The 12,652-nt window shown below is 62.7% G+C and carries 13 protein-coding genes; 5 read left to right on the plus strand and 8 right to left on the minus strand.

Annotated features, from left to right (window positions below; all coding sequences use genetic code 11):
• Positions 1 to 37 precede the first annotated feature (37 nt).
• The 5 genes from BZK31_RS04065 to BZK31_RS04085 are packed head-to-tail and all read left to right on the plus strand — an operon-like array spanning position 38 to position 5,385.
• A complete protein-coding gene (locus tag BZK31_RS04065) occupies positions 38 to 985 on the plus strand; it encodes an ABC transporter permease (RefSeq protein ID WP_083181433.1) in 948 nt (315 codons plus the stop codon).
• Positions 982 to 1,845 carry an ABC transporter permease gene (locus tag BZK31_RS04070; RefSeq protein ID WP_083181434.1) on the plus strand — a complete coding sequence of 288 codons (864 nt, stop codon included), beginning with the start codon at positions 982 to 984 and terminating at the stop codon, positions 1,843 to 1,845. The genes BZK31_RS04065 and BZK31_RS04070 overlap by 4 nt, the downstream gene beginning before the upstream one ends.
• The gene (locus BZK31_RS04075; RefSeq protein WP_083181435.1) at positions 1,842 to 2,846 is read left to right on the plus strand and encodes an ABC transporter ATP-binding protein; all 1,005 of its coding nucleotides are present in this window, start codon (positions 1,842 to 1,844) and stop codon (positions 2,844 to 2,846) included. The genes BZK31_RS04070 and BZK31_RS04075 overlap by 4 nt, the downstream gene beginning before the upstream one ends.
• The gene (locus tag BZK31_RS04080; RefSeq protein ID WP_083181437.1) at positions 2,843 to 3,823 is read left to right on the plus strand and encodes an ABC transporter ATP-binding protein; all 981 of its coding nucleotides are present in this window, start codon (positions 2,843 to 2,845) and stop codon (positions 3,821 to 3,823) included. The genes BZK31_RS04075 and BZK31_RS04080 overlap by 4 nt, the downstream gene beginning before the upstream one ends.
• Before the next feature lie 47 nt (positions 3,824 to 3,870).
• Positions 3,871 to 5,385, plus strand: a complete 1,515-nt coding sequence (locus tag BZK31_RS04085) for an ABC transporter substrate-binding protein (RefSeq protein WP_083181439.1) — start codon at positions 3,871 to 3,873, stop codon at positions 5,383 to 5,385.
• A gap of 220 nt (positions 5,386 to 5,605) precedes the next feature.
• On the opposite strand, the gene BZK31_RS04090 is transcribed toward BZK31_RS04085, so the two are convergent.
• Genes BZK31_RS04090 through BZK31_RS04125 form a run of 8 tightly spaced genes read right to left on the minus strand, consistent with a single transcriptional unit; the run spans position 5,606 to position 12,649 of the window.
• Positions 5,606 to 6,292: a GntR family transcriptional regulator gene (locus BZK31_RS04090; RefSeq protein WP_083181535.1), complete on the minus strand. Its 687-nt coding sequence runs from the start codon at positions 6,290 to 6,292 to the stop codon at positions 5,606 to 5,608.
• Between the two features lie 5 nt (positions 6,293 to 6,297).
• Positions 6,298 to 6,684, minus strand: coding sequence for an oxalurate catabolism protein HpxZ (gene hpxZ, locus BZK31_RS04095; protein ID WP_083181441.1), 387 nt, complete (start codon positions 6,682 to 6,684; stop codon positions 6,298 to 6,300).
• Complete coding sequence (locus BZK31_RS04100) at positions 6,684 to 7,361, minus strand: cysteine hydrolase family protein (protein WP_083181443.1); 678 nt, start codon at positions 7,359 to 7,361, stop codon at positions 6,684 to 6,686. Before BZK31_RS04100 ends, hpxZ begins: the two co-directional genes overlap by 1 nt.
• Positions 7,358 to 8,893: an ABC transporter ATP-binding protein gene (locus tag BZK31_RS04105; protein ID WP_083181445.1), complete on the minus strand. Its 1,536-nt coding sequence runs from the start codon at positions 8,891 to 8,893 to the stop codon at positions 7,358 to 7,360. The genes BZK31_RS04100 and BZK31_RS04105 overlap by 4 nt, the downstream gene beginning before the upstream one ends.
• Before the next feature lie 2 nt (positions 8,894 to 8,895).
• Positions 8,896 to 9,582: a biuret amidohydrolase gene (gene biuH / locus BZK31_RS04110; protein ID WP_083181447.1), complete on the minus strand. Its 687-nt coding sequence runs from the start codon at positions 9,580 to 9,582 to the stop codon at positions 8,896 to 8,898.
• Between the two features lie 3 nt (positions 9,583 to 9,585).
• Positions 9,586 to 10,602 (minus strand): formamidase, encoded by a 1,017-nt coding sequence (locus tag BZK31_RS04115; RefSeq protein ID WP_083181448.1) that lies wholly within the window; start codon positions 10,600 to 10,602, stop codon positions 9,586 to 9,588.
• A 24-nt stretch (positions 10,603 to 10,626) separates the two neighbouring features.
• Positions 10,627 to 11,547, minus strand: coding sequence for an ABC transporter permease (locus tag BZK31_RS04120; protein ID WP_083181450.1), 921 nt, complete (start codon positions 11,545 to 11,547; stop codon positions 10,627 to 10,629).
• Positions 11,540 to 12,649 (minus strand): ABC transporter permease, encoded by a 1,110-nt coding sequence (locus tag BZK31_RS04125; RefSeq protein WP_083181451.1) that lies wholly within the window; start codon positions 12,647 to 12,649, stop codon positions 11,540 to 11,542. The genes BZK31_RS04120 and BZK31_RS04125 overlap by 8 nt, the downstream gene beginning before the upstream one ends.
• Between the last annotated feature and the right edge of the window lie 3 nt (positions 12,650 to 12,652).

Consider the following 12,652-nt stretch of genomic DNA (forward strand, 5'->3'; position numbering starts at 1 on the left):
ATGCGCCGTGCTTTGCTCAACAACCTCGGGGCATGTGATGAATCTGGGTCGTTATCGCTTCATTCTCCAGCGTCCGTTGCAACTGCTGCCTGTGTTGTTCGGTATCAGTCTGGTGACCTTCATTCTGGTGCGTTCGATACCCGGCGACCCGGCGCGCATCCTGCTGGGCGCGCGCAGCACGCCGGAAGGCCTGGCCAGCATTCGTGCGCAGTTCGGGCTCGATCAGCCGATGTGGATGCAATACCTGTATTTCATGAAAAACCTTGCTCAGGGCGACATGGGCAAGTCGCTGTTGTACCGGATCGATGTGCTGAAACTGATCGGTACACGCCTGGAGCCCACGCTGTTCCTGGTGCTGGGCAGCGTTTTGCTGGCGCTGTTGATCGCAGTTCCGCTGGCCGCGGTTGCCGCCCGCAACAAAGGCAGTTGGGGCGATAACCTGATTCGGGTGTTCACCACCACCGGGCTGGGCATGCCGGCCTTCTGGCTGGGCATCATGATGATCCTGCTGTTCAGCGTGAAGCTGGGCTGGTTTCCGGTGTCAGGCTACGGCAACGACTGGCTGGACAAGCTGCATCACATGGTGCTGCCGTGCCTGACCATCGCGCTGGCGTTGTCGGCGGTGCTGGTGCGCAATCTGCGCGCCAGCATGTTGATGGAGCTACAGGCCGACCATGTCACGGCAGCCCGAGCCAGAGGCGTGAGCGAGGGCGCGTTGTTCCGGCGACACGTGTTGCCCAACTCGCTGGTGCCATCGATCAACCTGCTGGCGGTGAATATCGGCTGGCTGATCAGTGGCACCGTGGTCATCGAAAGCCTGTTCGCCATTCCCGGTATCGGCCAGTTGCTGGTGCGCGGCATCTTCAGTCGCGACTACATGGTGGTGCAGGGCGTCGCGATGGTGCTGGCCTGCGCGACCGTCACGGTGAACTTCCTGGCGGACGTTGCCACGGTGGCCATCGACCCACGGATAAACATCAAATGACCATTGCCCAGGCCCACGCCCCCGCTCATTGGCGCTCGCGACTGCGTCTACGCCTGCGCAATGGACGCCTGGCCATGCTGCTCGGCGGTTCGTTGCTGGGTCTGTGGCTGCTGCTGGCGATTTTCGCGCCGTGGCTGGCGCCATACGACCCGATCTGGCAGAACACTGAGTTACGCCTGATGGGGCCGCATCTGACGCACCCGTTCGGCACTGACAATTTTGGTCGCGACATCCTGTCCCGGGTCATCTGGGCCGCTCGCGTCGACCTGCAGATCTGCGTACTCGGCGTGGTGTTCCCGTTCCTGATCGGCACCTTCGTCGGCGCGCTGTCCGGCTACATCGGCGGGCGCTTCGACGACCTCTGCATGCGGGTGATCGACATTGTCCTGGCGTTCCCGTTTCTGGTGCTGATGCTGGCCATCATCGCGATTCTTGGTCCCGGTCTGACCAGTTTCTACATCGCCATGGCGCTGGTGGGCTGGGTGTCCTACGCGCGCCTGATCCGCTCGCAGATCCTGGTGCTCAAGGAAAGCGACTTCGCACTGGCGGCCAAAAGCCTGGGCTTCGGTCACCTGCGGATTCTGTTTCGCCATCTACTGCCCAACGCGCTGTTCGGCTCTATCGTGTTTTCGATGTCCGACGCGGTGCTGGTGCTGCTCAGCGGCGCTTCGGTCAGCTATCTGGGGCTGGGCGTGCAACCGCCGCTGGCCGAGTGGGGCACGATGGTCGCCGAAGGTCAGGCGTTTCTGACTTCCGCCTGGTGGATCTGCCTGTTTCCAGGCCTGGCCATCGTCACCCTCGCCATGGGTTTCAGCCTGTTGGCCGATGGCGTGGCTGAAACGCTGGGAGAACGCCGATGAGCGCACCGATATTGAAGGTCAACGACATGAGCGTGGTGGCCAGCAGCCGTGGCCGCGAGGTGACGCTGGTCGACCGGCTGTCGTTCGATCTGCATCAGGGCGAGATACTCGGTCTGGTCGGCGAGAGCGGTTCGGGCAAGACCATGGCCTGCCGGGCGCTGATGCAACTGATGCCGTCGCCGGACCTGCACGTACGCGGCGGTTCGGTGCTGCTCAATGACATCGACCTGCTTACGCTCGACGCCGCAGGCATGCGCGCAGTACGCGGGCGGCGTATCGGCATGATCTTCCAGAATCCCAGCAGTCACCTCGATCCGCTGATGCGTATCGGCGAGCAAATTGCCGAAGGGTTTCGCTTGCACCAAGGGGCCTCCAGGCGCGAGGCGCGTGCGCAATCCATTGACCTGCTGCGCCAGGTCGGGATCCCCGATCCCGCCTCCAGAGTGGACAACTATCCGCATGAGTTTTCCGGCGGGATGCGCCAACGCGCCATGATCGCCGTTGCGCTGGGCTGCGGTCCGCAGGTGCTGATCGCCGATGAGCCGACCACCGCGCTGGATGTCACCGTTCAGGCGCAGATCCTGCGTCTGCTGCTGGACCTGCGCGACCGTCATGGCCTGTCGCTGATCATGATCACCCACGACCTGGGCGTGGTCGCGCAAACCTGTGATTCCATCGCTGTCATGTACGCCGGTCGCCTGTGCGAGCACGGCGGCAAGCGCGAAGTGCTCGCACAGGCGCGGCATCCTTACACGCGTGGCCTCATCGACTGTCAACCTGCGAGCAGCGCGGGCACGGCATTATTGCGCACGATCCCCGGTCAGCCGCCGTTGCTGGACGCCCTGCCGCAAGGCTGCCGGTTCCATGCCCGCTGTCCCCAGGCGGCAGAGGGCTGCGCGGAGCGTCTGCCGTTGATGCGTGCGATGGGCCAGGGGCATGCGGCCGCCTGTCATTACCCCTTGTCGATGACTCGGGCCGACGCGCAGGAGGTGTTCTCATGAGTGGCTCGCCGCTGTTGAGTGTCAACGACCTGGTGGTACGTTTTCCGGCGTCCGGAAGCGGCTTTCTGGGCATGCACAAGCAATGGGTACAGGCCGTCAATGGCGTGTCGCTGACCATCGGGGCTGGCGAAACGCTGGGCCTGGTCGGTGAGTCAGGCAGCGGTAAAAGCACGCTGGGGCGCGCCATTCTGCGTCTCAACGACGTGACGTCCGGGCAGATCGTGTTCGACGATGTCGATGTGGCGCAGGGCAGCGGCATTCATCTGCAGCGGCTGCGCAGCGAGACGGCGATGATCTTTCAGGACCCGTTTTCGTCGCTCAATCCGCGCATGACCATCGGAGCGACGCTGGCCGAGGTGCTGCGCGTACAACGCAAAGTTGCCCCGCAGGCTATTGCCGCTCGGGTCATTGAGCTGCTGGACATGGTCGGTCTGCGTCCGGAGTTCGCCGAGCGCAAGCCCGGCGCCCTGAGCGGCGGGCAATGTCAGCGGGTCGGTATCGCCCGCGCCCTGGCCATCGAGCCGCGACTGATCATCGCCGATGAGTGCGTGGCGGCGCTGGACGTTTCGATTCAGGGCCAGATCATCAACCTGCTGCTGGAACTGCGTGAGCGCATGAATCTGGCTATCCTGTTCATCGCTCACGACCTGGCCATCGTGCGGCGGCTGTGTGATCGGGTGGCCGTGATGTACCTGGGCAGAATCGTCGAAGAAGGACCGGTCGAATCGGTGTTTTGCAGCCCGCGTCATCCGTACACCGCAGCCCTGATCCAGGCCATTCCGGAGATCGACCCGGATCGTCCGCTACCCGGCGAGCCGCTGCAGGGCGAGCCGCCCAGCCCGCTGCATCTTCCGGACGGCTGCGCCTTTCATCCGCGCTGCCGCTTTGCCAGGCCCACCTGCTCAAGCGTAGCGCCGGCCACGCGTCACGTGGACCGCCAACGCTACGACTGTGTGCTCGAAGACCCCGTGTTCTGACCCTTCCATCACTATCCTTTCTCGATACCAACAAGGAGTTTCCGTATATGAAAGCACGACCTGTGAAGTTGCTGACCGTCGCCATGCTGGCGGCCTGTTCTCTGGCTGCGGGGGTTGCGGAAGCGGCTGGCGTGCTGACCATCGGTCGCCGCGAAGACGGCACCACGTTCGACCCGATCAAGAGCGCGCAGAACATTGATAACTGGGTGTTCTCCAACGTCTATGACGTGCTGATCCGGGTCGATAACAAGGGCACGAAACTGGTGCCGGGGCTGGCGGAAAGCTGGACGATTTCGCCGGACGGGCTGACCTACACCTTGAAGATGCGCCCGTCGAAATTCTCCGACGGCTCCGAGCTGACCGCAAGCGATGCGGTGTTCAGTCTGCTGCGCATTCGTGATGACAAAGGCTCGCTGTGGAGCGACTCCTACAAAATCATCGACACCGCCGTTGCGAGCGATCCGCACACGCTGGTGATCACCCTGAAACACCCGTCGGCCGCGTTCCTCTCGCAACTGGCGTTGCCCAATGTGTCGATCCTGTCTGAAAAGGCCATGAAAAGCCTGGGCGAAGAGGCGTATGCCGAAAAGCCGGTCGGCTCCGGTGCATTTACTGTCAAGGAATGGCGTCGCGGCGACCGGGTGATTCTGGAGAAGAACCCCAACTTCTGGGAAGCCTCCACGGTCAGCCTGGATGGCGTTGAGTGGATCTCCGTGCCGGACGACAACACACGTATGCTCAAGGTGCAGGCCGGCGAACTGGACGCTGCGATCTACGTGCCGTTTTCCCGCGTTGAGAACCTCAAGAAAGACACCAGTCTGACCGTCCACCTCGATCCGTCCACCCGTGAGGATCACCTGCTGATCAACCACGAGCACGGTGCACTGGCGAAAGTGGAAGTGCGTCAGGCGCTGGACATGGCCATCGATAAGAAATCCCTCGTCGAAGCTGCGACTTTCGGGCTCGGCACCGTCGCTAATTCCTACATTCCAAAAGGGGCGCTGTACCACTACGCCGATAACCTGCAACGCCCGTACGACCCGGAAAAAGCCAAAAAAATGCTGGCCGACGCAGGCGCTTCCGGCCTGAAGCTCAACTACGTGGTCAACGCCGGCAACGAAGTCGACGAACAGATCGCCGTGATGCTGCAACAGCAACTGGCCAAGGTCGGCGTCACCACTACCTTGCAGAAAGTCGACCCGAGTCAGAGCTGGGACATGCTGATTGCCGGTGACTACGACATCTCCGTGATGTACTGGACCAACGACATTCTCGACCCGGATCAGAAGACCACGTTCGTGCTCGGCCATGACACCAACATGAACTACATGACGCGTTACAAAAACGACAAGGTCAAGGAACTGGTCGCTGCCGCGCGCGTGGAAATGGACCCGAAAAAACGCGAGCAGATGTACATCGATCTGCAGAAAATGGCCAAGGCCGACGTGAACTGGATCGACTTGTACTACAGCCCGTACATCAGTGTGTCGCGCAAGAACATCGAGCACTTCGGCCAGAACCCGCTGGGCCGTTTCACGCTGGAAGAGACGGTCAAACGCTGACCTGAAAGATGAACGATCCCACGCCCCGACGCCGCGCGTGGGATCGCCCGACACCCTGAACGTGCCGATGCCCTGCGTCAGACATCGCGCGGCTTTCTACATGACGCGTGGGAGCCCGGCTTGCTGGCGAGGAGGGCGGTACATCCAGTGGAGAGGCTGCATTTCCAGGTAGCATTTTCAGCGCGATCAGCCTTGGCGATCGATGGCACCACCCGCCAGCTCACGCTTTATGTTGACGCCGCGCATCGCTGAGCATCGAGATTGTCAACTTGCGAACTTCCAGCTTGCTGATCTCGACATGAGAGCGCAGCAGCAACAGTGCTTCATCACGCTTGCGGGCGTGGAGGGCGTTGAGGATGGCGGCGTGTTCGAGGTAGGTGTGTTCGATGCGTGCGCTCTTGAAGAAGTCCAGACGCCTGACAATGCGGATGCGCTCGGTCACTTCATGGTGCACACGGGCCATTTCCTGATTGCCTGATGCGGCCACCAGTTGGGTATGAAACTGTTCGTCCAGGTCGGCGACCACTTGCATGTCGGTGTGCCACTGGCTTTTATCCACCAGCCAGTGCCCGCGCAACACGCTGAGTTCGGGGTGAACCTCGGCGGACGCGCAGATGCGTTCAACCGCCGCGCACTCCAGCACGATACGCAAATCATAGAGCTGGTCGATCTGGGTGAAGTCCAGCGGCCTGACCGACCAGCCCCGGCGAAACTCCACGTCCAGATAACCTTCACGCTGCAGGCGATAAAGCGCGTCGCGAACCGGTGTGCGTGACACCTGATAACGGTCGGCCAGCTGGTTTTCGGTGAAGCGGTCGTAGGGCAGCAGGTAGAAATCAAAGATTTCCTGCTTCAGCCGACGGTACACGTCCTCAGCCAGTGCATTGGTGGAATGCGGTGCGTTCACGGCATTCACTCCAGGCTGCTCAGGTCGATGCTGACGTGCGCGGCGACGACCCTCCAGGCGCCCTCGAAGCGAACCCAGGTCTGCATCTGTCGGCCAAGGCGCTCGGTTACGCCATCGCGAAACTCGGTGCTGACGGTGGCAAAATCCTCGCCGAATGTACTCACCACCGTGCGTACCAATTGCCGTCCGGGCCCCACCGGCTGGCAGTGACGTCGATAGCGGGCAATGGCATCGGCACCGTGCAGGTTCTCTGCAACGCCGTAACGTACGGTGTGTTCCGAATTCCAGAAATAGTCATCCAGCGTGGTCAACTCATTGGCCAGCAAGGCGCGTTCGTAATCGACGAACGCGTCGGTGACGGCGGCCACTACATGGGGCAGGTTGATATCCATCAGTGTGTATTCCTTTTCTGTAGTGCCTGCTCCAGGGCGGACAGCGGCGCGATCCGACCGACAATGCCGCCTTGGGCGGTGATCATGTCGAGCGTCGCTTGCTTGAAGGCGGGAAAGTAACTCTCGGTGGCGTCTTCGATCAACAGGCAGCGATAACCACGGTCGTTGGCCTCGCGCATGCTGGTCTGCACGCACACTTCGGTGGTCACGCCCGCGAAGATCAGATGGGTGATGCCTGCTGCGCTCAGGTGGCCGTGCAGACCGGTCGAAAAGAACATCCCCTTGCCGGGTTTGTCGACGACCCACTCGCCGCGAATCGGCGCCAGTGCGTCGATGATCTGGTTGCCCGGTTCGCCCCGCACCAGAATCCGGCCCATCGGCCCGCTATCGCCAATGCGCAGACCCGGCAGGCCATGTTCGAGCTTGGCGGGCGGGCAATCCGAGAGGTCATCAAGGTGAGACTCCCGGGTGTGAATCACGGTCATGCCCTGAGCACGCGCCAGGGCCAGCAGCCGTTGCACGGTGGGCACGATGGCCTGTAGCGGCAGCACGTCGTTGCCCAGTGCCGCGCCGAACCCGCCGGGTTCGAGAAAGTCGCGCTGCATGTCGATGATCACCAGCGCGGTTCTGGCCGGTTCGAAGGCGAAGCGTTCTGGATTGGCCTGCACGTCGATCATGCCGACTCCTTTTGCGGATGCTCAGCGCCGGCCATGTGTCGGCCCAATTCAGTACGGTTTGCATCGCGTGCCGACGTTTCGAATACCAGCTCGCCGTCATGGATCACCGTGATGCGGTCTGCCAGGGCCAGCAGCTCGTCCAGGTCTTCGCTCAGCAACAGCACGGCCGCGCCACTGTTTCGGGCATCGATCAGGCGTTGATGGATCAGCGCCACGGACGAGAAATCCAGACCGAACACTGGGTTGGCAACGATCAGCACGGCGATGTCCGAAGTCAGCTCACGGGCCAGCACTGCACGTTGCACGTTGCCGCCGGACAGCGTGCCGATTGGGCGGTCGGGATCGTTGGGCGTGACCTGAAAACGTTCGATCAGCGTGCGTGCCTGAGTGGCGACAGCGCGGCGGTCGATGCGCCAGCCCTGACGACACAGAGGCGGACGGTCAAAATTACGCAGGGCCAGATTGTCAGCGACGCTCAGTCCGCCGATGCAGGCATTGCGCAGTGGCTCTTCCGGCAGACTGAATACGCGTAGACGCTGCATCTGCTCGCGGCTGGCGTGATAAGGCTGCCCATCGATCAGGACTTGCCCGCCACTGAAAGGACGCTGCCCCAGCAGGGCTTCGGTCAGTTCGCGCTGGCCGTTGCCGGAGATCCCCGCGATACCGAGGATCTCACCGGGACGCACCGCCAGACTCAACTGCCGGACTGCCAGCGTACCCTTGTCACCCGGAACATCCAGCGCCTTTACCTGCAACTGTGGCGAATCCTCGGGCACGGGCGGGCGATCATGGCTCACATGGGTGGCCTGGGCGTGGCCCATCATCCAGGTGGCCATTTCCTGAGTCGACGTATCAGCGACCGCGCTGCTCGCCACCCAACGTCCCTTGCGCAATACCGTCAAGTCGTCGGCGTAGGTGCTGACCTCGCGAAACTTGTGGGTGATCATCAGCACCGTCAGTTCGCCGCGATGCGCCATCTGCTGCATCAGGCCCAGCACTTCATCAGCCTCCTGAGGCGTGAGCACCGAAGTCGGTTCGTCGAGAATCACCAGCCGACGTTCCAGATACAGCTGTTTGAGAATCTCCAGCTTCTGCTTTTCACCGGCCGCCAGACTGCTGACCGGCCGCTGGATATCGAGGCGAAACGGCATGCGGGCCATGAATGCGTCAAGGCGATCATGCTCGGCCACCCAATCGATGCGCCACGGCAGGTCGCCTCGCGACAGCACCAGGTTCTCAGCCACGCTCAGACCCGGCGCGACGGTGAAGTGCTGATACACCATGCCGATCTGCAACTGATGGGAATCACGCGGGTTGCGAATGTCGTGTTCGCGGTTATTGACCAGGATGCTGCCCGACTGCAACGGGCCATAGCCGATGATGCCTTTGACCAGCGTGCTCTTGCCGGCACCGTTCTCGCCCAGCAGCGCGTGGACCGTTCCGGCTCGGACCTTGAACGACACGTCGTCCAGTGCGCGGAAGGCGCCGAAGCTTTTACTGGCACCGATGGTTTCCAGGCTCAGGGCACGCATGTTCAAGCTCCCAGCACATCGTGGAGCAGCGACGAATGCCCGACCGCGCCGAACACACCGCCCTGCATTTTGATCATGCTCAACGCAGCGGCATGGTTGGCCGCATCGGTCGCGCCGCAGCAGTCTTCGAGCAGGATGCACTCGAAGCCGCGATCATTGGCGTCGCGCATCGTAGTATGCACGCAGACGTCGGTGGTGATGCCGGTGAGGATCAGGTTTTCAATGCCTCGGGTGCGCAGCACCAGTTCCAGATCGGTGGCGTAGAAAGAGCCCTTGCCGGGCTTGTCGATGATGATTTCGCCGGGCAGCGGTGCGAGTTCTTCGATCAGTTCCCAGCCGGGCTCGCCGCGCACCAGAATCTTGCCACAAGGGCCCGGATCGCCAATCCCCGCGCCAATGCGCTGCGAGCGCCAGCGCTTGTTGGCGGGCAGGTCGCTGAGGTCCGGGCGATGGCCTTCGCGGGTATGAATGATGGTGAAGCCCAGCGGGCGCATCAGCGCGAGCAGCGCCTTGATCGGTTCGATGGGCGCGCGCGTCAGAGCCAGGTCGTAGCCCATGCTGTCCACGTAACCGCCAACGCCGCAGAAGTCGGTCTGCATGTCGATCACGATCAAGGCGGTGTTGTGCGCGTTGAACTTGCCGTTCCACGGCCACGGATAGGGTTCGCAAGCCAGGTAGCGTTCGCTCATGGGTCATTTCTTCCAGGTGGTCGGGGTGGGCTTGAAGTCGCGCTCGGGTGCCGCGAAGCCGCAGGCGCTGCCGTCGGTGTGCACCACCTCGGCTTCCCATGGCAGGCGATAGCGCCCGGCGGCCAGATCGTGCATGTAAGTGTAGGGGCTGTCCTGAGCGCCACCTTTGACGGCGACGTAACCGCGATGGCCGAACTGATAGATGTTGTTCTCCACGCCCCAGTTGAGGCGTGCTTCGCGGACCAGATCCGGGCGCAGTTCGCAGCAGACGATCTCATCGGCGCGCCCGCCGCCTTCGGCCATCACTGTGCCGTCGAAGTCGACGAACATGGCTTCGCCCATTGAATCGAAGGTGCCATCGGAGCCGCACATGCAGACGCTGGCGGTCTGCATCAGGTTGGTGAAGGCATTGCTCTGATTGGTGATCTTCCACGAATGACGAATCGGCGCGGTATAGCCTGCGGTGCGCAGCATGATGTCCGCGCCTTTGTAAGCGCACTCTCGGGCCATTTCCGGAAACATGCCGTCGTGACAGATGATCAGCGCCAGCGTGCTGCCACGCGGCCCTTTACACACCGGGATGCCCAGATCGCCAGGCTCCCAGGGCTCGACGGGCACCCATGGGTGCAGCTTGCGGTAGTACAACTGAATCTCACCCAGGTCATCGACGATCAGCCCGCTGTTGAACGGGTTGCCGTGAGGGTTGGCTTCCATGATCGAGAAGCAGCCCCAGATCTGGTGATCCCGACACGCCTGGCGCAGCGCTGCGACTTCCGGGCCGTCCAGGCTGCACATGATCTCCGGCGCAGTGCTCATTGACAGGCCGTGCAGCGAGTATTCGGGAAACACGATCAGGTCCATGCCGGGGTTGCTGCGTCTGGCTTTGGCGACCATCGACACCACATTCTGCGTTTGCGCCCACAACGCCTCGCGGGTATGCGGATCGGGCAGAGCCAGTTGCGCCAGACCGATCACCACGCCATTGGGCGACTTGTTCAAACCACCAAGACCACTGGCCATGTCATGCCTCCTTTAACAATGAGTTCATCGGGTCATGCTCAATTCACCGGGCGCGCCGTTCAGCGTGCGGCCGCGTCGACAGGTTGCGTACATCACGCCAAGGGTCAAGGCGTAGGGTGCGGCGGCGAACAGGTAATAACCGCTGCTGATGCCCACTGCCTGTAACGCCGGGCCAATCGCCCCCGCCGCGCCAAACAGCAGCGATGCCCACAGGCACGCGAGCGGCCGCCAGCGGGCGAAAATCACCAGCGCGACGGCCATCAGGCCCTGTCCGCTGGACAAGCCTTCGTTCCAACTGCCGGGGTAATACAGCGACAGGTACGCACCGCCGACACCGGCCAGCGCGCCACCGATGGCCGTGGCAACGATGCGCACCTTGATGGGCCGATAGCCCAGCGCCTGTGCGGTTTCGGCATGGTCACCCACCAGCCGCACCATCAGGCCCCAGCGCGTACTGCACAGACCCCAATGCAGCGCAAAGGCCAGTGCGACGCCGATGAAAAACAGCACGTTGATGTTCAGGGCCGAGCGCAGACGTTCTTCATCGCTCCACGCACCCAGCGCCAGTGAAGGCAGCATCGGCGCCTGCGGTTGAATGAACGGTTTGCCAAGAAAGAACGCCAGGCCGGTGCCGAGCAGGATCAGCGCAATACCAAACGCGATGTCGTTGACCCGAGGCAGCGAGCAAGCGATGCCGTGCAACAGGCCCAGCATCAGGCCGACTCCGGCTGCCGCGCCAACGCCCAGCCAGGCAGAACCCGTCAGGCACGCAGCGGCGTATCCGGACATCGCCCCGGCGACCAGAATGCCTTCCAGTCCCAGGTTGATGCGGCCGCTTTTTTCGGTCAGGCATTCGCCCAGACTGACGAACAGGAACGGCGTACCGACGCGGATCGATCCGGCCAGCAACGCCAGCAAAAAAGTGCTCAGGTCGAGATCAGCCACGTTGCAGCGCTCCGTTTTCGAGGGTGCCCGGTGCTTGCGCGAGCCTGATTTTCCATGCCGAGAGACGCCCGCTCAGCGCTTCCCAGAGCAGCAGGTTGGTGAACAGCAGCCCTTCCAGAATCAGCGTGGTCGCGTCCGGCAAGCCGAGACGGCGCTGCAACAGGCCGCCGCTGGCCTCAAGACCACCCAGCAGAATCGCGCAGACGATGATCGCCAACGGATGATGGCGAGCAGCGAAGGCCACGAGGATGCCGCTGGTGCCATACCCCGCGATCAGCGCCACGTTGGCGCTGCCTTGCACGGCAGTGACTTCGAACATACCCGCCAGCCCGGCCGCTGCGCCTCCGAGCAGACAGCTCAGCAGAATCAGCCGGTCCACCGGCAAGCCGATCATCAGTGCCGTACGCACATTGCCGCCGACCACCGCGAGGGCAAAACCCTTGACGCTGTGACGCACCAGTACATAGGCCAGCAAACAGGCAACCACACCCGCCACCAACCCCCAATGCACTTCGAAGCTGTCACTGATGGTGCCGACCAGATAGGCATCGTCCAGCGGCGGCGTGGACGGTTTATTGAGGCTGGCCGGATCGCGTAGCGGCCCTTCGACCATCTGCCTGAACAGCGCCAGCGCGATGTACGACAGCAACAGGCTGCTGATGGTCTCGTTGACGCCCCGGTGCTGGCGCATCCAGCCGCTCAGGCCGATCCACAGCGCACCCGTCAGCATGGCGACGATGCCCATGCAGCCGAGCATTAGCCAGGGCGCCACGGGTGGCAGCCAGAGCGGCGTGACCGCAGCGGCCAGACCGCCGAGCACCAGCGCGCCTTCGCCCCCGATGATGATCAGCCCGGCGCGCGCCGGGAGTGCCACGCACAGCGCGGTCAGCATCAACGGTGCGGCACGTTGCAAGGTGTTTTCCAGTGCGAACCACGAGCCGAACGCGCCTTCGCCGACCAAGTGCAAGGCCTGCCAGGCGGGCTTACCCTGAACGGCGAGAAACAGCAGAAACAGCGCGCACGAGGACAGCACTGCCAATAGCGTCGGCAGGCCGGGCAGCAGCGCGCCAGCCACTCGACGCAGGGTTCGCGAAACCAACATCGG

It is taken from the genome of Pseudomonas floridensis (assembly GCF_002087235.1).
In the GTDB taxonomy this organism is placed as follows: domain Bacteria; phylum Pseudomonadota; class Gammaproteobacteria; order Pseudomonadales; family Pseudomonadaceae; genus Aquipseudomonas; species Aquipseudomonas floridensis.

Bases quoted from the DNA above. Each gene is read 5' to 3' on its own strand.
- BZK31_RS04085 (WP_083181439.1), top strand. From the start codon at position 3,871: ATGAAAGCACGACCTGTGAAGTTGCTGACCGTCGCCATGCTGGCGGCC.
- BZK31_RS04065 (WP_083181433.1), top strand. From the start codon at position 38: ATGAATCTGGGTCGTTATCGCTTCATTCTCCAGCGTCCGTTGCAACTG.
- BZK31_RS04070 (WP_083181434.1), top strand. From the start codon at position 982: ATGACCATTGCCCAGGCCCACGCCCCCGCTCATTGGCGCTCGCGACTG.
- BZK31_RS04105 (WP_083181445.1), bottom strand. From the start codon at position 8,893: ATGCGTGCCCTGAGCCTGGAAACCATCGGTGCCAGTAAAAGCTTCGGC.
- BZK31_RS04075 (WP_083181435.1), top strand. From the start codon at position 1,842: ATGAGCGCACCGATATTGAAGGTCAACGACATGAGCGTGGTGGCCAGC.
- BZK31_RS04100 (WP_083181443.1), bottom strand. From the start codon at position 7,361: ATGATCGACGTGCAGGCCAATCCAGAACGCTTCGCCTTCGAACCGGCC.
- BZK31_RS04115 (WP_083181448.1), bottom strand. From the start codon at position 10,602: ATGGCCAGTGGTCTTGGTGGTTTGAACAAGTCGCCCAATGGCGTGGTG.
- hpxZ (WP_083181441.1), bottom strand. From the start codon at position 6,684: ATGGATATCAACCTGCCCCATGTAGTGGCCGCCGTCACCGACGCGTTC.
- BZK31_RS04080 (WP_083181437.1), top strand. From the start codon at position 2,843: ATGAGTGGCTCGCCGCTGTTGAGTGTCAACGACCTGGTGGTACGTTTT.
- BZK31_RS04125 (WP_083181451.1), bottom strand. From the start codon at position 12,649: ATGTTGGTTTCGCGAACCCTGCGTCGAGTGGCTGGCGCGCTGCTGCCC.
- biuH (WP_083181447.1), bottom strand. From the start codon at position 9,582: ATGAGCGAACGCTACCTGGCTTGCGAACCCTATCCGTGGCCGTGGAAC.